Source organism: Sphingomonas sp., from assembly GCF_042096255.1.
GTDB lineage: Bacteria > Pseudomonadota > Alphaproteobacteria > Sphingomonadales > Sphingomonadaceae > Sphingomonas.
This window is the reverse complement of the sequence record NZ_JBELLZ010000037.1, coordinates 1-20,912: the sequence shown is the minus strand read 5'-3', so window position 1 is coordinate 20,912 and position 20,912 is coordinate 1. Positions and strand designations below refer to the sequence as shown.

General features: G+C 67.0%; 16 protein-coding genes and 1 tRNA gene. 9 read left to right on the top strand and 8 right to left on the bottom strand.

Annotated features, from left to right (window positions below):
• Window positions 1-11 precede the first annotated feature (11 nt).
• From ACFDTH_RS08925 to ACFDTH_RS08915, 3 genes are read left to right on the top strand one after another with little or no spacing between them, the layout of a single operon-like run.
• The gene (locus ACFDTH_RS08925; protein ID WP_375287185.1) at window positions 12-1,451 is read left to right on the top strand and encodes a beta-3-deoxy-D-manno-oct-2-ulosonic acid transferase; all 1,440 of its coding nucleotides are present in this window, start codon (window positions 12-14) and stop codon (window positions 1,449-1,451) included.
• Window positions 1,448-2,689, top strand: a complete 1,242-nt coding sequence (locus tag ACFDTH_RS08920; protein WP_375287184.1) for a capsule biosynthesis protein — start codon at window positions 1,448-1,450, stop codon at window positions 2,687-2,689. The genes ACFDTH_RS08925 and ACFDTH_RS08920 overlap by 4 nt, the downstream gene beginning before the upstream one ends.
• Window positions 2,680-3,978: a glycosyltransferase family 4 protein gene (locus ACFDTH_RS08915; RefSeq protein WP_375287183.1), complete on the top strand. Its 1,299-nt coding sequence runs from the start codon at window positions 2,680-2,682 to the stop codon at window positions 3,976-3,978. Before ACFDTH_RS08920 ends, ACFDTH_RS08915 begins: the two co-directional genes overlap by 10 nt.
• Here the strand turns inward: ACFDTH_RS08915 and ACFDTH_RS08910 are convergent.
• The gene (locus ACFDTH_RS08910; protein ID WP_375287182.1) at window positions 3,953-5,287 is read right to left on the bottom strand and encodes a hypothetical protein; all 1,335 of its coding nucleotides are present in this window, start codon (window positions 5,285-5,287) and stop codon (window positions 3,953-3,955) included. The genes ACFDTH_RS08915 and ACFDTH_RS08910 overlap by 26 nt on opposite strands.
• A 104-nt stretch (window positions 5,288-5,391) precedes the next feature.
• Here ACFDTH_RS08910 and ACFDTH_RS08905 point away from each other — a divergent pair, with 104 nt between their 5' ends.
• Both ACFDTH_RS08905 and ACFDTH_RS08900 read left to right on the top strand, forming a co-directional pair.
• The gene (locus ACFDTH_RS08905; protein WP_375287181.1) at window positions 5,392-7,344 is read left to right on the top strand and encodes a glycosyltransferase; all 1,953 of its coding nucleotides are present in this window, start codon (window positions 5,392-5,394) and stop codon (window positions 7,342-7,344) included.
• A gap of 3 nt (window positions 7,345-7,347) precedes the next feature.
• On the top strand, window positions 7,348-10,230 hold the full coding sequence (locus ACFDTH_RS08900) for a glycosyltransferase (protein WP_375287180.1): 2,883 nt from the start codon (window positions 7,348-7,350) through the stop codon (window positions 10,228-10,230).
• On the opposite strand, the gene ACFDTH_RS08895 is transcribed toward ACFDTH_RS08900, so the two are convergent.
• The 6 genes from ACFDTH_RS08895 to ACFDTH_RS08870 form a co-directional block, all read right to left on the bottom strand.
• A complete protein-coding gene (locus tag ACFDTH_RS08895) occupies window positions 10,220-10,399 on the bottom strand; it encodes a hypothetical protein (protein WP_375287179.1) in 180 nt (59 codons plus the stop codon). The genes ACFDTH_RS08900 and ACFDTH_RS08895 overlap by 11 nt on opposite strands.
• A gap of 24 nt (window positions 10,400-10,423) precedes the next feature.
• The gene (locus ACFDTH_RS08890) at window positions 10,424-13,321 is read right to left on the bottom strand and encodes a glycosyltransferase (protein WP_375287178.1); all 2,898 of its coding nucleotides are present in this window, start codon (window positions 13,319-13,321) and stop codon (window positions 10,424-10,426) included.
• 19 nt (window positions 13,322-13,340) lie between these two features.
• Complete coding sequence (locus ACFDTH_RS08885) at window positions 13,341-14,162, bottom strand: sulfotransferase domain-containing protein (protein WP_375287177.1); 822 nt, start codon at window positions 14,160-14,162, stop codon at window positions 13,341-13,343.
• Window positions 14,163-14,195: 33 nt separating this feature from the next.
• The gene (locus ACFDTH_RS08880) at window positions 14,196-14,996 is read right to left on the bottom strand and encodes a sulfotransferase domain-containing protein (protein WP_375287175.1); all 801 of its coding nucleotides are present in this window, start codon (window positions 14,994-14,996) and stop codon (window positions 14,196-14,198) included.
• Window positions 14,997-15,234: 238 nt separating this feature from the next.
• Window positions 15,235-15,311, bottom strand: a tRNA-Pro gene (locus ACFDTH_RS08875).
• A gap of 84 nt (window positions 15,312-15,395) precedes the next feature.
• Entirely contained in the window at window positions 15,396-16,511 is a 1,116-nt protein-coding gene (locus ACFDTH_RS08870) for a hypothetical protein (protein WP_375287174.1), read from the bottom strand.
• A 145-nt stretch (window positions 16,512-16,656) separates the two neighbouring features.
• Here ACFDTH_RS08870 and ACFDTH_RS08865 point away from each other — a divergent pair, with 145 nt between their 5' ends.
• Window positions 16,657-17,454 (top strand): glycosyltransferase family 25 protein, encoded by a 798-nt coding sequence (locus ACFDTH_RS08865; protein ID WP_375287173.1) that lies wholly within the window; start codon window positions 16,657-16,659, stop codon window positions 17,452-17,454.
• On the opposite strand, the gene ACFDTH_RS08860 is transcribed toward ACFDTH_RS08865, so the two are convergent.
• Window positions 17,439-18,326, bottom strand: coding sequence for an LOG family protein (locus ACFDTH_RS08860; RefSeq protein WP_375287172.1), 888 nt, complete (start codon window positions 18,324-18,326; stop codon window positions 17,439-17,441). The two genes, ACFDTH_RS08865 and ACFDTH_RS08860, sit on opposite strands and share 16 nt — an antisense overlap.
• Window positions 18,327-18,520: 194 nt before the next feature.
• Between ACFDTH_RS08860 and mdh the strand changes: the two genes are divergently transcribed.
• From mdh to sucD, 3 genes are all read left to right on the top strand, one after another.
• Window positions 18,521-19,483, top strand: a complete 963-nt coding sequence (gene mdh / locus ACFDTH_RS08855; RefSeq protein ID WP_375287171.1) for a malate dehydrogenase — start codon at window positions 18,521-18,523, stop codon at window positions 19,481-19,483.
• Window positions 19,484-19,486: 3 nt separating this feature from the next.
• On the top strand, window positions 19,487-20,023 hold the full coding sequence (locus ACFDTH_RS08850; RefSeq protein ID WP_375287170.1) for a hypothetical protein: 537 nt from the start codon (window positions 19,487-19,489) through the stop codon (window positions 20,021-20,023).
• A gap of 20 nt (window positions 20,024-20,043) precedes the next feature.
• On the top strand, window positions 20,044-20,912 hold an 869-nt coding region (sucD, locus tag ACFDTH_RS08845), incomplete at its 3' end, for a succinate--CoA ligase subunit alpha (protein ID WP_375287169.1).

Below are 20,912 nucleotides of genomic sequence, written 5' to 3'. Positions count from 1 at the left end.
TGGATGCTAGCATGGCCTTCCTGCGCTCGCCGCCCTTTCCCTGGGTAGCAGCGGAGGTGGCGGCCGTGTCCTTGCCGGGGCGGACACCAATCAGCGACGGTGCGGGACTTATCGATGCGATACGCGGGGCACGGGTGGGCGGCGCTTTCTGGTCCTCCGTCGAGGACCCATGGCAGTTCCGGGGCATGGTCCATGTCGATTTCCCTGGCTCCGACGAGGCGATTGCCGCCTGGCTGAGCGGTGCCGAGGTTCGCGACGGTGCTGGAAGCATCATCCCGGGCGATACGATTTGCTCGGCTACTCTCGATCGGCTCGCATCTGCCGCTTACCGCGACCCGTTCACGGGCAGTCCGGCCGATCCGCGGACGGTCGTGGCGATCCTTGGCGACTGGCGCCGCACGCTCGATGCCAACCGGCCGATCAGGGCCGCGGCAGGCATGGCGCAGTGGAAGCGCGAGGCGATCGGCCAGTTCCTTTGGAACGGTGATCGCATGCCGGTCTTCACCTCCGCCGATCGGGCGCTGTCACGTGGTGGAGCGGTCGCCTTCTGGCCGTCGCGCGTTCCGGAGGGTTTCGCCGCGAGAGCCGGCGCCCTGGGGTGGGCGGTGGAGGACGGCTTCATCCGATCGAGCGGCCTCGGGGCCGAGTGTCGCCCCCCCATGTCGATCCTGGTCGATCGCAGCGGCGGCATCTATTTCGATCCGGCGCGGCCAAGCGAGCTCGAAAGCCTGCTTGCCAGCCATGATTTCGATGAAGCGCTGCTGGAGCGCGCGCGGAGCTTGCGGCACGCGATCGTCGCGGCACGCCTCGGCAAATATGGCGTCGATCAACCTGGCCCGTCGCTCGACTTGCCCGTCGATCGCCCCCTGGTACTCGCCATCGGGCAGGTCGACGATGACCTATCGGTGGTTCATGGAGGCGCCGGGGTAGCCGGTAACGCCCGTTTTCTGGAACGCGTGCGCGCGGAAGAGCCGGACGCTTTCATCCTCTATCGCCCGCACCCGGACGTCGCCGCCGGGCTCCGCCGCGGTCGCATCGCGGACCCGGTCGCGACCGGGCTTGTCGATCGAGTGGTGGCCGGCGGCTCGCTGTTCGACTTGATCGAGCGGTGTGACGCGGTCCACGTCCTCTCGTCGCTCACCGGCTTCGAAGCGCTGCTGCGACGGCGGCGGGTGACGGTGCATGGCGTTCCGTTCTATGCCGGCTGGGGCCTGACCACCGATCTGGCCCCCACGCCCGCGCGACGCGGTCGCCGCCTCTCGCTCGATGAACTCGTGGCAGGTGCATTGATCCTGGCACCGCGCTATCGCGATCCGGTGACATTGCTTCCCTGTACGGCCGAGGTCCTGGTGCGGCGGCTCGCCTCGGCGCAGCCGCAATCGACGCTGGTGAACAGCTTTCGGCGTGTCTGGGGCGCCGGCCGCAGAATGACGGGGCGTGCGCGCGCATGACCGAGCCGGTGAGGACCTTTCTCTTTCTGCAAGGGCCTCATGGGTCTTATTTTGCACGGTTGGGCGGCGCGCTCGCCGCGCGCGGTCACCGCGTATTTCGTATCAACCTGTGCGGCGGCGACCGGCACGATTGGCCGGGACCGGCTACGAACTATCGGGGTACGAGCCGCAACTGGCCCACGTTCTTCGACGACTTCATCGTCGATCATGAGGTCACCGATCTGGTGTTGTTCGGGGATTGCCGCCCGGCCCATTCCAGCGCGCACGGCATGGCGCAGCTGCGTGGCGTGCGCGTCCATGTGGTCGAGGAAGGGTATCTTCGCCCAGACTTCATGACGCTCGAGGAAGGGGGGGTGAACGGCCACTCGCCGATGCCGCGCGATCCCAACTGGTTTCGCGCCGAGGCTGCGCGTCTCCCCGATATGCCTGTGCTGCCGCCAGTGCCATCGAGCTTTCGCCGCCGGGTGAGCGAAACGGTACGCCATCTGCTCGCCACCGCGATCCAGAAGCCATTGTTTCCGTTTTACCGCAATCACCGGCCGCTCTCCTCCGCGACCGAAGGACTCGGCTGGCTATTGCGCTCAGCGATGGGCGGGATGGAGCGTTGGCGGTCCGAGCAGGCCATGGCAAGGTTGGGCGACAAGCCCTTCTTCCTGCTGCCGCTCCAGCTCAACTCCGACTATCAGATTCGCGTTCATTCCCCGTTCGGGGACATGCGCGCGGCGCTGCGATTCATAATCAAGAGCTTCGCCAAGGCTGCACCGCCGCATGTGCACCTGCTGGTCAAGCGCCACCCGCTCGATGCCGGGCTGGTCCCATGGCGACGGATCACCCGCGCACTTGCACGCAGTTACGGTGTCGCCGAGCGGGTCCACTACATCAGTGACGGCGATATCGCGGACGTGCTGCCGCCGTCGCTCGGTGCGGTGATGGTCAACAGCACCGCCGGCACCCTCGCCCTCAACCTCGGCAAACCCGTCGCGGTGCTCGGCCACGCGGTGTACGATATTGCCGGCGTGGTTCATCAAGGGCCACTTGACGCTTTCTGGGCGGAGCCCCAGCCGCCCGAACCCGCGCTGTGGAGCGCGGTTCGCCGGGTAATCATCGACAGGTCGCTGGTGCGTGGCAGCTTCCTCAGCGAGGAAGGCCTTGCCATGCTTGTCGAGAACGCCATTCCGCGCCTCACCGCGCCGCCGGCGGCGCCTGCCGAAATCGTGCGGATCGCGCATTGGCGATAAAGCCGTTCACCGCGCCGGCGCAGATGCTGTTCAGCCGGACGCTGCTTCCGCGCCGTCGCCGGCCGGCCTGGCGCAAGTCGCGGATCGTGTTCGATCTGTCGCGACTGCTCAGCCGCGCCTATCATACCACGCCGACCGGTATCGACCGCGTAGAGCTGGCCTATGCCATGGAACTGCTGACCCGCGTGCCGGAGCGGCTCCGCTTTTCCGCGGTTCATCCGGCGGGCGGCTATTACGGGCGGCTGGAGCTCGCGGCGGTGCGCCAGTTCCTGTCATTCACCCAGGCGCGTTGGCAGACGCGCGACATCGCCACACCCGCCGATGTGCGCGCGCAGGCGATTCGTCACCTTTTCAGCCTGCGTCCACGAGCGGTGCCGTTCGCGGAAGGGCCGCGCATCTACCTTCAGGCATCGCCCCATCATCTGGAGGACGAGGCCCTGGTCAGCCGCATTCTCGAGACCGAGCGGGCCGGGTTCGTGTGCCTGGTGCATGATGTCATCCCGCTGACGCATCCCGAGTTCGCACGACCCAACGGTGCGGCGGAGCATGCCCGGCGGATGCGCGCGATCGATCTCTATGCGGACGGGATCATCGGCAACTCGCAGGCGACGCTGGACGCGATCGCGCCGCATCTCACCTCCGACAGGCGCCGCATCTCACGCGTCGCGCACCTCGGCGTGGAATGGGGCGGGGTGCCGGTGCGACGCGCGGCCGAGCCGGTCAACGAACGGCCCTATTTCCTGTGCATCGCCACCATCGAGCCGCGCAAGAATCACCTGCTGCTGCTCAACGTCTGGCGGCGTCTGGTCGAGCAACTCGGTCCGGAGGCCCCGCGTCTCGTCCTGGTCGGTCGCCGTGGGTGGGAGAACGAGAATGTCATCGACGTGCTGGAGCGCAGCGTCGTGCTGGCCGGGCATGTCGAGGAGGCGGCGGACGTCTCCGATCGCCAGCTGGATGCTTTGCTCGCCGGTGCCCGTGCGGTGCTGATCCCCTCGTTCGCCGAGGGTTATGGCATGCCCGTGGCCGAGGCGCTGGCGGCAGGCGTACCGGTGATCGCCAGCGACCTGGAAGCGCTGCGCGAGGTAGGCGGCGACGTTCCCGACTATCTCGATCCCATCGACGGGCTCGGCTGGCTTTCCGCCGTGCTGGACTATGCTGCGCCGGGATCACCTCGGCGCGCGGCGCAGCTGGACCGGATGCTCGGCTGGTCGCCGGTGAGCTGGTCCGAGCATATCGAACTCGTGCTTGATCTGGTCGATGCGGTCAGCGATCTCCGCGCCGAACGATAAGGCCGAAGGGGATCGCCCCCAACTCGTCCAGCGCTGCGGCGAGTTCAGGATCCTTTGGCGCGAGGAGCGCGCCGCTTTCCGGCTCGATCGGCGGATCGCCCAGGTCGAAGGCGAGCTGAGCGACATAATGGCCGCGTGAGACGAGATCGACGGCGATCCGTTCGATGTCCTGGCGGCGGAACAGCACGGTGCTGGCGTCGTCCACCGTGTCCATCGTTGATCCTATGTTGAGCAGGGTGGTGTGCACCGCGATGCCTCCCAGGGTGAGGGTTCCCACCGAATCTCGCATGAAGGCCTGGGCCGTTGCGATCGAACCGAGATGTTCGAGCGCGCCGGCCGACCACGCGAAGTCGAAACCGCTCAGCTTCGGCCCGAGATTGGTGATGTCGATCGTCCGGGTGCTGACCTGCCTGTCGAAAATGTCGTCCGCACAGATCGAAGGGAAGCGCAGGTCCTCCAGCAAGGCACTCACTGCCGACGGCTGGGCCCTGCCTGCGTCGCCTTCCGATCCTCCAAAATCGGAAACCACGATCGAACAGCCCCGTGCCGCCATGATCGCCGGCCCCGTCCAGGGCCTCACGCCAAAGCCGAGCCCCTGTGCGCCCGGACGGAGCATGCCATAGCGCTCCAGCGTCTGGAGGATGAAGATCTCACACCATTGGCGCGAATCGTGGAGGGCGGGCTGCTGCATCTCCGCTGCCCAGCGCGCATAGACGGGCTCGTCGAACTGCGCGCGGGTGCAAGGCTGGCATACGGGATCCGCGAGAGTGGGGCGCGTGCGAACCACCATTCTTGCCGTCCGCCGGAAGACGCGACGGCCGAACAGTGACTTTCGCACGGCTTCCTGGCCCGATGTGCTTGAGGCATCCGGGGTGAGTTCCAGTTCGATGGCGAGGCTGCGCGCGCGTGCATCGCTTTCGGCATAGATATGGCCGACGACGGCATAGCGGGTTCCGGCGCTGGCCTGGAACGAAAGCTCGAGCACGCCGTCACTTTCGGCCACGTCCCGCAGGTCTGCGGTCCAGCTGCGGATCATCTCCGCGCGGGCGTCTGCCGCCGGGGCGAGGCCCATGACGTGGATCGCAAGCATGCCGATGGTCGCTTCCAATCGCTCGAAGCGGAGGCGGCACACGACAATGCCACCGCCTATGTCCACATAGACCGAGTGAAAGGCGTAGGCGGGATCGGCGGGCGCCGCGCTGCCGCCAAGTCCGCCGATGCGGCTTTCCGACGCCGGCCAGTAGCCGAACGGATCCAAGGTCTTCACGGGCTGAGGCGCAGGCGCAGGCGCGGTCTTGGCGGGCTTCATCAAGGGCCAGCCCTAGTCCAGTCGGGAGGGCGCGTCACCTGCCGGCGGTCAGTTGCGCGCCAGCCGCGTCGCTGCCATTCAGGCGGTGACGTTGGAGTAGCCGGATGCGCCGCAAAACCCTGGAGCCGATCACGCTTCCCGAGCTGCCGCCGCTGCCGGACAACGACGTGATCGCGCCTTCGTCCGCCGCCGCGGCGGTCGGCTCGGTGATCGCGAGGCAGGTGCCCGTCGCTGCTGTGGACGCGACCAGACCGTCGACGCGGCAGCAGGTGGATCTGCGTCCTGCCGCTCAATGGCAGCGGACGGCCCGGATCGCGGAGCTCGCCGACGATGCCCGCCGCGGCATCGCCGACCTGGTCGGGGGCGCGACCTATCCCCTGGCAGCCTATGATCGCTTCCGCCGCGATCACCCGCTGCGGCCGCCGCCGCGGCCCGTCCGCCTCGACTCGCCCATTGCCATCGTGGTCGATGCGAGCCACGCCGCGCCGTTCCTGCTGCGCGAGACCCTGAGGAGTCTCCAGGAACAGACCCTTCCCGAATGGCACGCGACTGTGGTCGCGCCAGCTGCGATCCTCGACCATCCGGTCGCCAGCTTCGCCGATGTCGATGCGCGATTCCGGTTCGTGGGCGAGGACCGGTTCGAGCGACCGGACGCCGCGTGGAGCCTGTGGATCACCGCGGGGACGATGGTTGATGCGGTGGGGTTGGCGTGGCTGGTGTTCGCGGGGGAGCGGTGCGCGGCGGAACTCGTCTTCGCCGATCACGATCATGGCGTCGCCGAAGTCGACGAAGGTCACCTCCGCGCCGATCCCTGGCTGTACGGCACGTTGGACAAAGCGATGCTGACGATGGTGCCAGCCCCGGCGGCGGTGCTGGCTTCCGCCGGGCTGGTCGCGCGCACCGCAATGACCTTCGACGGCGGGGAAGGAAACCAGCGCGCCCTGATCACCGCGGCGAACGGCCGGATCCCGCATGTGCCGCGCCTGCTCGCCACCCGGCTGGAACTGCCGCTGACGGCGCGGGGGGGCAAGGACACCTTGAAGGACGGGCAGCCGGGATATCTGGGGCCGGCAACAAGGCCGAGCGAGGTGGCGATCCGTGCGCCGGGTGACGATCGTGTCGCGGTGGTCATCCCGAGCCGGGACGCGGCCGACCTGCTCTCCCGCGCGATCGGCACGCTGCGCAGCAAGGCGCGAACGCCCGACCGGCTGGACATCGTGGTGGTGGACAATCGCAGCACCGATCCGGGCGCCCTGGCCCTGATGGAGGAACTGGAGCGCGGCGGCGCGGCACGGCGCTATCCCTTTGACCGCCCGTTCAACTGGGGTCTGGCCAGCAACGAAGGCGCGCGATCCAGCGACGCACCCGTGATCGTTTTCGCCAACAACGACATCGAGATGCTGTCGGAAGGGTGGGACGACATCCTGCTCGCTGCGCTGGCCGATCCGACGGTGGGAGCGGTCGGTGCACGACTGCTCTACCCCAACGGCACGGTGCAGCATGGCGGGATCGTATTCGGCATGACGCCCAATCATGCCGAGCACGAGGGGCGCGGCGTTCCGGCGACCGATCCGGGCCCCAACCGCCGCCTTGTGGTGCCGCGCGCGGCGGTGGCGATGACGGGGGCCTTCCTGGCGGTGCGACGCGACGATTTCGAGGCGATCGGCGGGATCGACACGACCATGCAGATCGCGCACAGCGACTTCGACTTCTGCCTACGGCTCCGCGAGCGGGGGCTGGTTATCCGCTACGAGCCGGGGATCGAGGCGATCCACTTCGAATCGGTGACGCGGGGAATGAACGCAACCAAGGCCGATGTTGCCTTTGATGAAAGCGAGCGTGCCGACCTGATGCGGAGATGGGGAACAAGCTTGATCGAGGACATCGGGGTCAGCCCCTATTGGTCGCGCGGCGGTACGCCGTTCGAGACGCTGCGCGAGCCCTCCATGGTCGAGATCGTCCGGCACATCGATCGCACCGGTCGCGACCGACCGTGGATGCCCTCCCGCCGCGAGGCGCAGGAGGAGGCTGCCTGGCGCCCCGAGGCGATCGGCTGATCCATGAGCTGGGCTGGCAAGATGAGGCGGCGGCTGCCCGCGCGCCTGCGAAAGGCGATCGGCGGGGGCGCCGGCGTGCGCGGTGGCGAGTTCCAGCTGCTGGGTGACCGCGCGCGCGATCGGGGCGAGTGGGTGGAAGCGGGCGTCCACTACCGTGCGTTCCTGGACCTCAACCCGGAGGCCTTTCCGATCTGGGTGCAACTGGGCCATGTCTCCAAGGAGGCGGGCAATCCGACCGGCGCCGAACAGGCCTATCTGCGCGCGCTGGACCTGCGCCCCTCGGATGCCGACCTGCTGCTGAACCTGGGACATCTGATGAAGGCGATCGGCCGTCCCGATGCCGCCGCCGATTTCTACTTCCGCAGCGCCGCGACGGACACCACCGGCAATGCCGAGCGCGAGTTGCTGGCGATAGGAGGCCAGGGCGCGGTGCATGGCGAGGGCCCGATCGATGCGGCGCCGCTGGCCCTGCCCACCGGGCCCGAGCCGTTCCTCAAGGGCATAATCGACCTTCCGCCGGACGCGTCCGGCGTATTGGCGGTATCCCTGATCGAGGATGGCGCGGAGGTCGCACGCACCATGCCGCGTGGCACGGGACGCCGGCGATCCTTCGCGTTCCGCCTGCCGGATCGGATCTGCGACGGGCGACCCCACGCGTTCGAGGTCATGGCGGGCGATCAGGTGATCGCACGCGCGGCGGTGATCACCCCTGCCTGGGTGACCCCAGGATCGGTATTGCAGGACCATGCCGGGCGCGCGCTGCGCGCCAAGCTGTCTCCGGTTGCCGACTGGCGCTATGCCGCGCTCGCGGAACAGGCCGGACGAGGCGAGGCGGCCGACTGGCGCACGATCGAGGCGGCGCACGCGTTTCTCGTGGAGGGCGCGCGCCACGCCGGGCTGGATCGCGTCTATCCCGCACTGCGCTTCCCCGACGTCGCGTCGCCGGACGTTTCCGTGGTGATCCCGGTCCACAACAAGGTCGACTTCACCTATCGGTGCCTCGCCTCGCTGGCGCTCATGCCCAATGACGCGAGCATGGAGGTGATTGTCGTCGATGACGGCTCCTCAGACCCGACGCTCGATCTAACGGCGATCGTGCAGGGCGTCCGGATCGTGCGGCACGAGACCGCCCGCGGCTTCGTGGAGGCCTGCAACGCGGGCGCCGCCGTGGCGCGCGGCCGTTACGTCGTGTTGCTTAACAATGACACGGAGGTCTCGCCGCACTGGCTGGATCGGCTGCGCGAGCCTTTCGACCTGTACGACGATGTCGGGCTGGTCGGTGCCAAGTTGATCTATGGCGACGGACGGCTCCAGGAAGCGGGCGGGCTGGTGTGGCGCGACGGACGCGCTGCCAACCACGGCCGGCTGGGGAGCACGCGCGACCCGCGCTACAACTTCCTGCGCGACACGGATTATTGTTCGGGCGCGTGCCTGATGCTGCCCCGCACCCTCTGGCAGGAACTCGACGGGTTCGACCGGGCCTTCGTGCCAGCCTATTTCGAGGACACCGATCTCGCCTTCCGTGTGCGTGCCCGCGGATTGCGCGTGATCTACCAGCCCCTGGCGGAGATTCTGCACTACGAGGGCGTATCCAATGGCACGGATATCGCTGCGCAGGGCATCAAGCGCTTCCAGGCGATCAACCAGCCGAAGTTCCTCGAGCGCTGGGCTTCGGCGATCCGCTCGCATGGCGATTCCGGCGTGGGGCGGGCGATCGATGTTGAGCGGAGCTATCCCCGACGCGTGCTGGTGATCGATACCGAGGTGCCGCAGCCCGATCGCTCGGCCGGGCACCACGCCGCGGTGCAGGAACTACGCCTCCTCCAGTCGCTCGGCTACCGCCCCACTTTCCTGCCGCTGAACCTCGCCTATCTGGGGCGGTACAACGACCTGCTTGCCGCGATGGGGGTGGAGGCGATCCACGCGCCGTTCTGGCTGAGCGCGGCCGAGTATCTGGCGCAGCATGTCGCGAGTTTCGACCTAGTGTACATCACCCGATATTCGGTGGCGGCCGAGGTGATGGCGGACATCCGCCGGCACCATCCGGGGGTGCCGGTGGTGTTCAACAACGCCGACTTGCACTTCCTGCGCGCGATGCGCGACGCGATGGATGCGCCGGGCGAAGGCAAGCGCGAGGAGGCGGAGGCGGTGCGCGAGGCCGAGCTGGCGGTGATGCGCAGCGTCGACCTGACCCTGTCGTACAATCCGGTCGAGCATGCGGTCATCCAGTCGCACGCGCAGGAGGTGAAGGTCGCGCTTTGCCCCTGGGTGGTGGAGCCACGCGCGGCCGGGCCCGACCATGCGGCGCGGGAGGGAGTTGCGTTTCTCGGCGGCTATCGCCACCCGCCCAACCGCCGCGCCGTTGAATTTTTCGTGCGCGAGGTGATGCCCCTGCTGCGGGTGAGCCGCCCCGGCATCCGCTTCCACATCTATGGCAGCGCGATTCCGCCGGAGTTCGCGACGCTGGCGGCCGAGGACGTGGTGCTGGAAGGTTATATCGAGACGGTCGACCGGGCACTGGATCGCGCGCGTGTGTTCGTGGCGCCGCTGCGCTCGGGTGCCGGGATCAAGGGCAAGGTGATCGAGGCGCTGGCGAGCGGCGTACCATCGGTGCTGTCGCCGATCGCGGCCGAGGGCACCGGCGTGCGTGACGGGCTGGAGGCGCTGATCGCGGAGACCCCGCGCCAGTGGGCAGACGCGATCGCGGCACTATACGACGATCCGGAGCGGTGGACCCGCATGCACGACGCCGCGCGGACTTTCGTGGAGGCGACCTATTCGTTCGAGCGCGGCCGCGAGACGCTGCGCCGTGCGTTCACCGACCATGGGATCACGACGCTTGCGGGGCCGACCTGTCGTCGGCTGCCGCCGATCGTCACTCGATGAGCTGACCTTCGCGGTTGACGAAGCGATCGTCTACCTTGCCGCGCTGCCGGCGCCGCTTCTTCGGAGCGATCCGCGTCATCAGCACGCCGACCAGCACCAGCACGACCGTGAGGACTAGGAAGAATTGGGTGAAAGTGGTCGACAGGTCGAACCGGGTGAGCATTCCCATGATCTGACTCCTAAGCGCGCCCGGTCAGGCGACTCCTTCGCTCTGCCGCAGCGTCTGCACCAGATCATACCACTCGAACCACTCTCGTGCACGTCGGCGATAGAGGCTGTCCCAAGGCTTGGGCCGATCGAGGAAGTGGACGATCACGGCGTCGGTCGCGGAGATGCCGTCACCCGAGACGCTGGGCGGATTGAAGTAATTGAAGCGCTCCGGCAGCTCGGCCATCTTCGTGTCGAAGGCGATGTTGAGCGCGCACTGATCCTGGAAGATCAGCGTCACCTCAGGATCGATCGCGGCGGCGATGGCCTTGTCGAGCAGCCCCGGCAGCTCGGGATCGGTCAGATCGAAGCGTAGCACGCCGCTGTTGAAATAGCGTCCCTTGAGCTGGTGCACCTCCGTGGCGTGCCGCACCTCAGGGCGCTCGATCTCGTAGCGGGCGAGCAGCGGCGCCTCGCGGTCGGAGACGATCAGCTCATCCAGGCCGCTGCGCACGATCGTGTCGGCATCGATGTACAGCGCTTGGCTGTAGCGGTGCTGGTCGCACAGCCAGCGCGCGAAGAAGATGCGGTAGTAAGCGGCGAGCGCGAGGCTCTGCCCGCCGGTGAAGATGCCGTAGCTGGTGCGCAGCCGATCGGCAGAGGAGACGATGGTGGACGCATCCGTCACCTCCAGCGAGAGACCCAGTCGTCGCGCGATGGCGCCGCCCCAAGCCTGCGCCATCGACACCACCTCGCTGTCGACCACGAGGTGGAACACCGCTCGCCGCGTAATCGAGACGTTGCTCATCGCCAAGGCGGTGAGCGAGACCAGCGCGGGCAGCAGGTAGTTCCTGTCCGCACAATAGTAGATGCACAGGTCCTTAGCGACCGGCGTGGAGCCGGCGATGCCGCGCAGCTTCAGCTGGATGCGATGCTCGCGCTCATAGGGCAGCGGCAGATCGCCGATCCGGTCGATGATGTCGGCATGGCCCTGCTCGGCAAGATCCTCCATCACCGCATACAGCGCCTCATTGTGCTGGCGCTTCAGCGGACGCGGCAGCGCGAGCAGCGCCTCAAGCAGCGCCTCGCCCCGGCCGCACTTGCGCGAGGCGCGGATCAGCGGCGAGAGAAAATGCTCGAACGAATGGTCGTCCGCCAGGTGGCGCACCCCGGTGTCGAATACCTCGTCCCACCGGTCCAGTTCCGACAGGATGCGGATGGTGGAGCGCAGGAATGGCAGGGGTACCGCCCCGTCGATCCGCTCCCGCGCCAGCAGCGCGGCGGCTTCGGGCAGGCGGCCGCTATAGGCCAGGATGTCAACCTGGGCGAGGCGCACCGGCTGGGGCAGGTCCGCAACCTCCCCGAAGAAGCGATCGAAGATGGCGCGCGCCTCGTCCCAGCGCTGGTCGCGCATCGCCGCGTTGATCCGGACCAGCGCGACATCGCGATCGTCCTCGTAATTGGCGACCAGGATGCCGAGCACCTCGTTGCGGCGCACGGTGTCAAACTGGTCACCGAGGAGGTAAGCGATGCGGATGCCGGGAAATTTCGGGACCTCCGCGTAGATCCGGCAATGATCGCGGAAGGCCAGGAAGGCGGCGTCCAGATCGCCCAGCTCCAGGCTGGCGATCAGCGAGACGAACAGCTTCTGCCGCGGAGCGAAAGCGCCCTGATCGAGCGTGGCGAGCGCCTGCTCGCGCCGCCCGGCCTTGGCGTGCGCCCGGACGAGAGCGAGCCAGGTCTGGAAATCCTTGGGCGCCCTGGCGAAGGAGCGCTCCAGCATGCGGACCTCGCGGTCCACGTCGCCATGCTGCTGGTGGTAGTTCGACAGGATGCGCAGCGCGATATCATCCAGCGAGGAGAAGCCTTCGAGCCGTTCGGCCGCCTCGCTCGCGACCTTGGGATCGACGTGCCCTTCGATCAGCCGGATGAGCCCCAGCTGCTGCAGGTCCGCGGAGGGCCATAGTCTGGCGAGCAGCCGGGCGGCGGCATCGCGTGCCTCGGCGTCCCAGGTGACATGGGCCACGCGTTCCAGTTCGCGCACGTGGTTGCCGTGGATGGGCTCCCAGTTCAGCGCCAGAAAGGTGCGCACGAGTTCGTCGAGGCGTGCGCCGTCGGGCTCCAGCGCGGCGACGAGCACGAGGCGCTCGTAATGCGCCCAGAACAGGCCGGGTTCGAGATGCAGCGCCGCATCGAAGGCGCGCAGCGCGCGGCCCTGGTCTGCCTCGCCGGTATAGATGCGGCCGAGGTAGAAATGGCCCCAGTGCGCCAGCCGGCCCGATGCGACCAGCGCCTCGAAGCAGGCCGCGGCCTCGCGCATCTTCCCGCCTTCGAACCGCTGGCGGGCATGGACGAGGAGGTCGGCGGCCTCCTGATCGGTCTGCGGCACGCCTGCGGGGGTGTCGACGTCGGGAGTCGGAGCCGCCTGCGTGCTGCCCGCATGCGCCAGCCGCTCGCGCCAGCGGATGCTAAGCAGCTGATAGGGGACGTGCTCGGCAAGCGAGATCGCCAGCGGCTGCATGCCCGCGGCCCACAGCACGTCGGCGACCGCCTCGATCTCGGCGGTATGGCCGTGTGCCAGCGTCTCCCATTCCAGCTCCGCCATCGACCCGACGAGGCCAGCGAGGCGGCCCGCGTCGGCGCCCAGCATCCGCGCGGTGACCAGCCGCTCGTAATGTGCCCAGAACAGCGCCGGCTCCGCCACAACAGCGGCGGTGAACGCGTCCAGCGCACCCGGCAGATCGCCTGCGCGCTGGCGCGTGCGGCCGAGGAAGAAGTTCGCCCATTCGGCGAAATGCCCTGAAGCGACGATCCCGGCCAGCGCCTCTTCCGCTGCCGCGAGACGGCCCGCCTCCAGATCGGCCTGCGCCCGCTCGAACTGCGCGCGCGCGTCGTCCAGGGTCAGCGACCGGACTTGGTCGGGAGTGCTCAGGTTGGTTGCCACGTTCGCTTCCCCGTGTCCCTCAGCGCCCGATCGCATAGCCGAGCCCGGGCCAGACGTCCGACAGTTTGGCGTCGACCTGCGCGATCACGGCGGGAGACAGCTTGTCGAGATGGTCGCCCGGTGCGACCCGGCGCACGAACGCCTTTGGGTCCTCTGCCGTCGGGCGCACGTCCGCCCAGCCGAGAATGTTGCCGACGAGCTGGTCGCTCGCCTTCCAGCCGAAGTGGCGGACGATCTCGCCGATCCAGGCCGCCTTGTCGAAAATCACCTCTTCGTAGCGGAGCACGAGGAGGTTCGGATCGCCGATCAGGTGCTTGTAGCCCGCGACGGTGCGGTTGAGCTGGTCCACCCGTTCCAGCACATAGGCCTCGAGGCTGGACTGAAGCGCGCGGCGGCGTTGCTGTTCGAGCACTGAATTGCCATCTGCCGCCGTAGGCAGCGAGTGCGAGAAAGCGTTGGAGAAGTATTCGCTGACCAGCGCGTCGCGCGGATCGCGCACCACCAGGATCTTCTTTGCGTCCCGGAACACCGGATCCGAGTAGAAGGCGGTGGGAGGATCGCGGAAGCCGATATAGACGTTGCCGCGCCAAAGCAGGTCGGCGATGCGTGGATGGTTGTTCCACTCGACATAGCGCACCGCCTGCTTGAACATCACGCCGGGGATGTCGACGGTGTGCAGCTCGTTGAACAGTGCGAGGGCGTTGACGATCGAACTGAAGATGGAACTGCCCGATTTACGAACCCCCAGTGCGAACCAGGCCCGCTCGGCCCGGCGCGCGCTGACGTCGAAGGTCAGTGTCCGTTCTCCGAACGGCATGGCAATGGGTACCAGATTGGTCATCGTCTCGATCTACGCCCCCCGGCCGTGCGAGCCTTAGTAATAGTCGTACAGTTCCATTACCTCCGCGAGCTTCTTGTTAAGCCGTCGTACCGTCTCGTTCTTCAGCTTGGCGTTGTGATCGCCGGGGATCACCTTGCGGACGAAACGAGACTTGTCCTCGCCCTCCGGCATAACGTCCACTTCGGCGAGCAGCTTGTTGATGCGCCCCGGTTCGGTGGTCCAGCCGAAATGGTTCATGATCTTCATGATCATGCGGCGCTTCTGGAAGACATAGTCTTCATAGCGGAGCACCAGGCATTTCGGATCGCTCAGCGCGTCCTTGTAGGACATTAGGGTCTTGCGGATGCCACCGACCTTCTCGAGCACCCAGGCGTCGATGTCCGCCTGCTGGGCCTCTTCGCGCTTCTTGAGGAAAAGCTCGTGCCCTTCGCTGTCCTGCTTGGGCAGGTCGTGCGAATAGGCGTCGCTGTAATATTGGCTGACCAGCGCATCGCGCGGATCGCGGAACATGAAGACCTTCAGCCCGTCGCGATATGCCTCCGTCTGTGCGATCGTGTCAGGAAAGGTGCGGAAGCCGATATAGCAGTTGGCGGGCGCGAGCAGCGGTTCGAGGTCCAGCGCCTGCCAGTGCGCCACGGTGAAGCCGTTGCGAAAGAAGGTGCTCGGCACGTCCACAACGTTGATGTGGTTGCGATTCGCGAGGAAGTTCATGATGCGATGAAGCATCGTGCTGCCCGACTTGCGGACGCCGAGGCAGAAATAGGAGGGTCCGGTGCCGCCTTGATAGACGGGGAACTCTATCGTGGCATTCTCGACCCTTACGGGTACCTTCACGACCGTACCCTGAGGCGCTGCGGGTGCGATTGCACCAACCGGTGGCATCGGCTGAGAAGTCGTTTGCTCCGAGACGGCCGCATTCGCCATTCGTCGTTCCTGTCTTGCTTGCCCGCGACGCGCCTAGCAAATTCCAGCCCGATCACAAGCCGGGCACGCCGCCGCGCGAACATCGGGGCATCACCTGCCGTCGGGCAAGGCGCCGATGACGAACATGCGGCGAAAACGACGATGACGATGGTCGGGGAGAGAGGATTCGAACCTCCGGCCCCTGCCTCCCGAAGGCAGTGCTCTACCAGGCTGAGCTACTCCCCGACGGAGTAAGGGTCGCGGGCCGGCGAGGCCGCCGCGAGCTTGGTGGCGGGCCTATATCGGCGACCCACCGCATGCGCAAGCGCATTAAGCGGATGTCTGTTGCGCCGCTCGCTTGGCGGTTCGGCGTGCCGGGCGCTTGGTTGCTTCCTTGGCTTGGCTCACGCGGTTGGACCTGAGGCCAGCAGGCGTCTCTGCCCCTTTCGCCGAGCGATCGGTCCCGAGCAGCGCGGACAGAACGTCCAGTGCAACCTCGAGCAGCTTTTCGGCCGTCGGCTCGGCCGGATCGGTTTCGGGAAATTTGGAATACTCACTGTCGAACAACGCCTGCCGGTCCGGAAACCACTCGGCCCGAACCTGCTCGTTCGTCTCCTCGGCTTGCGCCATGAAGCGGATGACTTCTTCGCGTCGGGGCTGGCGGCCCGGTCCGGAGTGATGGGAATTCAGTGCGCCGAGCACCGCACCACGCTGCTGGATCGTGCGAATACTGCTCCCGTCCGCCTTCAATCTCCGGGTCAGCGCATCAAGGAAGACCTGTGCCTCGGGCTTCAGTGAAGGATTGCGCTCACGAGCCTGCGCGCGTGATCTGATCTGCGGGAGGCCCGCGGTGGCGATGAAGTCGGCGACCACATCTCCATCGACGAGTTCGTCGCGGCTATACAGCCGGGGCCGAATTGCTTCACGGCCGAATACGGCGGACCAGTCGTGCAACACGCGAGCATAGTCAAAGGGACGCGCGAGCTTCGCCTTTCTCCCCTGGCGCGAGCTCGTGCTGAAGCGCGAAACGGCCAGATCTATCTGCCGGCGCAGGTAGATGACCACCAGCCATCGATCGAAATAGGGTTCCAGCGCCTCCTTCAACTGTTCGATCGACGGACGTTTCATCATGTGCGCGAACATCTCGGCGGAGAAGACACAGGTATGTGCGGTTGTCGGAAGGGCCTTCAGATCGGCCATCAAGAGCTCGCGGGCGGCCATTGCGTTCGCGGGCACCCGATCCTTGCGGATCTCGCCTGCGCTCGCTTGGAACGTACGGGAGAGTCGGGACAGATTGGTCGACTTGGAATGCATCGGCACATACACGCCATGCTGCTCCAGTGGACGCCTTGCGCGCGCCAGCCAGGTCTGGATCGAGGTGGAGCCGGTTTTCATCGGACCGATGTGGATAATCGCCAGTCGCCCGCCTGGTGCCAAGTCGCTCATCCCCGCCGTCCTTCCTCTCAGTTCGCAGCCGTCGCCATCGGCAGGCGATCCGTCCTCCCGACGTCGCAGCGGCTCGATCCGCAGCTATGCCTTTCCGGACTGGTAACCGGCGAGGCGATCTGCTTGGGAGCGCACTTCCATAGCGATGGATCGCAGCTTGAACAGGATTTTCACTCAGCTTCCGGTTCCCATCCTCGTCATCAACCTGGAACGCGATGCCGATCGGATGGTGCAAACGCTGGAAGCCTTCGCCCATGCGGAGAACTTCAGGCTGACGCGCTCGCCTGGGGTTGTTCCTGGCATGCCGAGGACCGCCAGCCAATTCCTGACGCGCGGCAAGTTCGTGCAGGCCGGCACGCTGGGCACATTCATGGCGCACGTGCAGGCCTGGGAGACGATCGCGGCCGGGGAGGAGGCGGCGATCGTGGTTGAGGACGATGTGCGCCCTGCCGGGCTGATTCGGCTGCTGAAGGCTGCGATCCCGAGCGACTGCGAACTGCTGTTCATCAACCATCGCATGGCCGACCCGCACGGCGACCGCGACAGTTTGGCCGTGGTTCCGGCGCGGACTGTCCTGCCGCATCGGCTTGCGCTCGGTGCGGCACGCGCGGCGCCCGGCGGCGACGGCTACCTCCTCACCCCGCGGGGGGCCAAGAAGCTGCTGCGTGCGGTGGTGCGCGACGGGTTCGAGGGCCATGTCGACTGGCGGCTGCTCCGCTACGGCATCTCGCGCGCAGACGTGGAGGCGGCCGGTGCGGGCACCTGGATGGAGACCCATCGCGCGCTGGCCGATGGCCCCGATGCGCCGCAGTGGAGCGTGGTGACCGCTTACCGCATGACCCATCCGCTGGTGCGCATGCGGGGCGCGCTGGAGAGCTCCCGCAAGGACATCTCCGGGATCGAGCAGCCCGCCCGGCCGCCGGGCGATCAGGCCGGCGGCTGAGGCTCCTTCTCCGCCCGCTCGCGGTAGAATTGCTGCACCACCGCCCAGCCTTCCGCCGCAGTGTCCACAAAGCGGAAGATGCCGAGGTCGCGCTCGGAGACCACGCCTTCCTCCACCAGCGCCTCGAAATTGACGACGCGCTGCCAGAATTCGCGGCCGAACAGCAGCACCGGGATGGGCGCGACCTTGCCGGTCTGGATCAGCGTGAGCAGTTCGAACAGCTCGTCAAAGGTGCCAAAGCCGCCGGGGAAGGCGGCCAGCGCGCGGGCGCGCAGCAGGAAGTGCATCTTGCGCAGCGCGAAATAGTGGAACTGCATCGACAGCGAGGGCGTGACGTACGGGTTGGGCGCCTGCTCATGCGGCAGCACGATGTTGAGCCCGATCGACTCCGCATGCACGTCCGCCGCGCCGCGGTTCGCCGCCTCCATGATCGAGGGGCCGCCGCCCGAGCAGACGACGAAGTGGCGCAGGCCCTTCTCGTCGCGCGGGAAGTTCGAGCATAGGCGCGCCAGCTCGCGCGCGATCTCATAGTATTGCGACTTGGCGACCAGGCTCTCGGCGCGGCGCTTCGCGACCGGATCGCTGGCCATGTCCAGCAAGGCCTGTGCCTTGGCCGGCTCCGGGATACGCGCCGAGCCGTAGAAGACGAAGGTGGAGCCGATATGCGCCTCGTCGAGGATCAGCTCAGGCTTGAGCAATTCGAGCTGGAAGCGCACCGGGCGCAGGTCCTCGCGCAGCAGGAACTCCATGTCCTGGAAGGCGAGCTTGTAGGCGGGATGCTCGGTCTGCGGGGTGGAGACGGCGGTGCGGGCGGACTCGGCGTCCTGCCTGGCGCGTGGGAAGACGCGGCTGGGTACTCTTGTGTCTGTCATGGCGGCGGCATCTAGGAAGGCTCTCGCGAATCCGCCAGCACGGAGGTTTATTGCTCATGCGAACCAGTCGCATTAATGGCTGCAAATCTCGTCGTTTAGCGGTTGCCCCGTCCGGGCGATCGGCCTAAGGCCGGCGGGACAACAGGCGTTCGCCCAATCTGAGTGAGCGCGGCGCCGCTACGGAAAGGACTGGAATGGCCCGCAAGAAGATCGCGCTGATCGGCGCCGGCAACATCGGCGGCACGCTGGCGCACCTCGCCGCGAAGAAGGAACTGGGCGACATCGTCCTGTTCGACGTCGCCGAGGGCCTGCCGCAGGGCAAGGCGCTGGATCTCAGCCAGTGCGGGCCGATCGAGGGCTTCGACGCGAAGATCACCGGCTCCAACGATTATGCCGACATCGCCGGCGCCGACGTGGTGATCGTCACCGCCGGCGTGGCGCGCAAGCCGGGCATGAGCCGCGACGACCTGCTCGGCATCAACCTCAAGGTGATGAAGGCGGTTGGCGAGGGCATCCGCGACAATTGCCCCGACGCCTTCGTGATCTGCATCACCAACCCGCTCGACGCGATGGTCTGGGCGCTGCGCGAATTCTCCGGTCTGCCGCACCAGAAGGTGGTCGGCATGGCGGGCGTGCTGGACTCGGCGCGGTTCAGCCACTTCCTCGCCGACGAGTTCCAGGTCTCGGTCAAGGACGTCAACACCTTCGTGCTCGGCGGCCATGGCGACACGATGGTGCCGGTGGTGCAATATTCGACGGTCAACGGCATCCCGGTGCCCGACCTGATCAAGATGGGCCTCTCCACCCAGGAGAAGATCGACGCGATCGTGAAGCGCACCCGCGGCGGCGGCGGCGAGATCGTCGGCCTGCTCAAGACCGGCTCGGCCTTCTACGCGCCCGCGACCAGCGGCATCGCGATGGCCGAGGCCTATCTGAACGACCAGAAGCGCATCCTGCCCTGCGCCGCTTATGTCAGCGGCGAATATGGCGTCAGCGACCTCTACGTCGGCGTGCCGGTGATGATCGGCGCGGGCGGCGCGGAGAAGATCATCGAGATCGAGTTGGACGAGGAAGCCAAGGGCAATCTCCAGGTCTCGGTCGATGCGGTCAAGGAACTGCTGGTCGCGTGCCGCAGCATCGATAGCTCGCTGGCCTGAGCCTTGCTTTCGCTCATTCTCCTTGCACAAGCGGTGACGGCGGAGCAGTCCGCCGATCCGTGGGCCACGTTCGCGTCGGTCTGCATGCAGGGAGTGTCCAGGCTCCCCTCGGCGATGGTTCGGGAAAGCTCAGCGGGAGAGATTCCGGCGGGCGCGAAGCATGCGCTGGGTAAGAACCTGATCGACACCGAGCTGCTGGCCTCAGTTGGTGCCGGTGCGCTCCAGGTGAGCGCCTCCGACGACCTTCCGAACAGGATCTTCGCCCTTAAGACGGGCCGCGGGTTTTTGATCCTTCCGACGGGCGGCGACCGGAAGGCCAACCCCTTTGCCGGCTTTTGCGCGATGGTCGTGGAGGGGGATCAGTACCTCGCTGCGCTGACGCACATCAGCCCGCGTCAGGCCGAGAAGGTCGGGAAGAAGCTCGCTAAGGTGAAGGGTGAGGCCCGGATCGGTGACTTCCGAACTCGCTCGGGCCGCCACGAAGTCAGTCTGACAACCGCCGACGGCTGGACATCTGCCGCCGTCAACGCGCTGAACTAAGCTACGGAGACAAAGAGACCGTGAGCATCCTCGTCGACAAGAACACCAAGGTCATCACCCAGGGGATGACCGGCAAGACCGGCACCTTCCACACCAAGGCGGCGCTGGATTACGGCACGCAGATGGTCGGCGGCGTCACGCCGGGGAAGGGCGGCACCACCCACGAGGAACTGGGCCTGCCCAACTTCGACACGGTCGCCGAGGCGGTGAGCAAGACCGGCGCGAACGCGTCGGTGATCTACGTGCCGCCGCCCTTCGCCGCGGACTCGATCCTGGAGGCGATCGACGCCGAGGTGCCGCTGATTGTGTGCATCACCGAGGGCATTCCGGTGCTGGACATGGTGCGCGTGAAGCGTTCGCTCAGCGGCAGCAAGTCGCGGCTGATCGGCCCGAACTGCCCGGGCGTGCTGACCCCGGGCGAGTGCAAGATCGGCATCATGCCGGGCAACATCTTCAAGAAGGGCTCGGTGGGCGTCGTCTCGCGCTCGGGCACTTTGACCTATGAGGCGGTGTTCCAGACCTCCAACGCAGGCCTGGGCCAGACCACCGCGGTGGGCATCGGCGGCGATCCGGTCAACGGCACCAACTTCATCGACGTGCTGGAGCTGTTCCTGGCCGACGACGCCACCGAGAGCATCATCATGATCGGCGAGATCGGCGGATCGGCCGAGGAAGAGGCCGCGCAGTTCCTGAAGGACGAGGCGAAGCGCGGCCGCAAGAAGCCGATGGCGGGCTTCATCGCCGGCCGCACCGCGCCTCCGGGCCGCCGCATGGGCCATGCCGGCGCGATCGTCTCGGGCGGCCAGGGCGGCGCCGAGGACAAGATCGCGGCGATGGAGGAGGCTGGCATCAAGGTGGCGGCATCGCCATCTGAGCTGGGCTCGACGCT

Bases quoted from the DNA above. Each gene is read 5' to 3' on its own strand.
- ACFDTH_RS08925 (WP_375287185.1), top strand. From the start codon at position 12: ATGGCCTTCCTGCGCTCGCCGCCCTTTCCCTGGGTAGCAGCGGAGGTG.
- ACFDTH_RS08920 (WP_375287184.1), top strand. From the start codon at position 1,448: ATGACCGAGCCGGTGAGGACCTTTCTCTTTCTGCAAGGGCCTCATGGG.
- ACFDTH_RS08910 (WP_375287182.1), bottom strand. From the start codon at position 5,287: ATGAAGCCCGCCAAGACCGCGCCTGCGCCTGCGCCTCAGCCCGTGAAG.
- ACFDTH_RS08905 (WP_375287181.1), top strand. From the start codon at position 5,392: ATGCGCCGCAAAACCCTGGAGCCGATCACGCTTCCCGAGCTGCCGCCG.
- ACFDTH_RS08900 (WP_375287180.1), top strand. From the start codon at position 7,348: ATGAGCTGGGCTGGCAAGATGAGGCGGCGGCTGCCCGCGCGCCTGCGA.
- ACFDTH_RS08895 (WP_375287179.1), bottom strand. From the start codon at position 10,399: ATGGGAATGCTCACCCGGTTCGACCTGTCGACCACTTTCACCCAATTC.
- ACFDTH_RS08885 (WP_375287177.1), bottom strand. From the start codon at position 14,162: ATGACCAATCTGGTACCCATTGCCATGCCGTTCGGAGAACGGACACTG.
- ACFDTH_RS08870 (WP_375287174.1), bottom strand. From the start codon at position 16,511: ATGAGCGACTTGGCACCAGGCGGGCGACTGGCGATTATCCACATCGGT.
- ACFDTH_RS08865 (WP_375287173.1), top strand. From the start codon at position 16,657: ATGGATCGCAGCTTGAACAGGATTTTCACTCAGCTTCCGGTTCCCATC.
- ACFDTH_RS08860 (WP_375287172.1), bottom strand. From the start codon at position 18,326: ATGACAGACACAAGAGTACCCAGCCGCGTCTTCCCACGCGCCAGGCAG.
- mdh (WP_375287171.1), top strand. From the start codon at position 18,521: ATGGCCCGCAAGAAGATCGCGCTGATCGGCGCCGGCAACATCGGCGGC.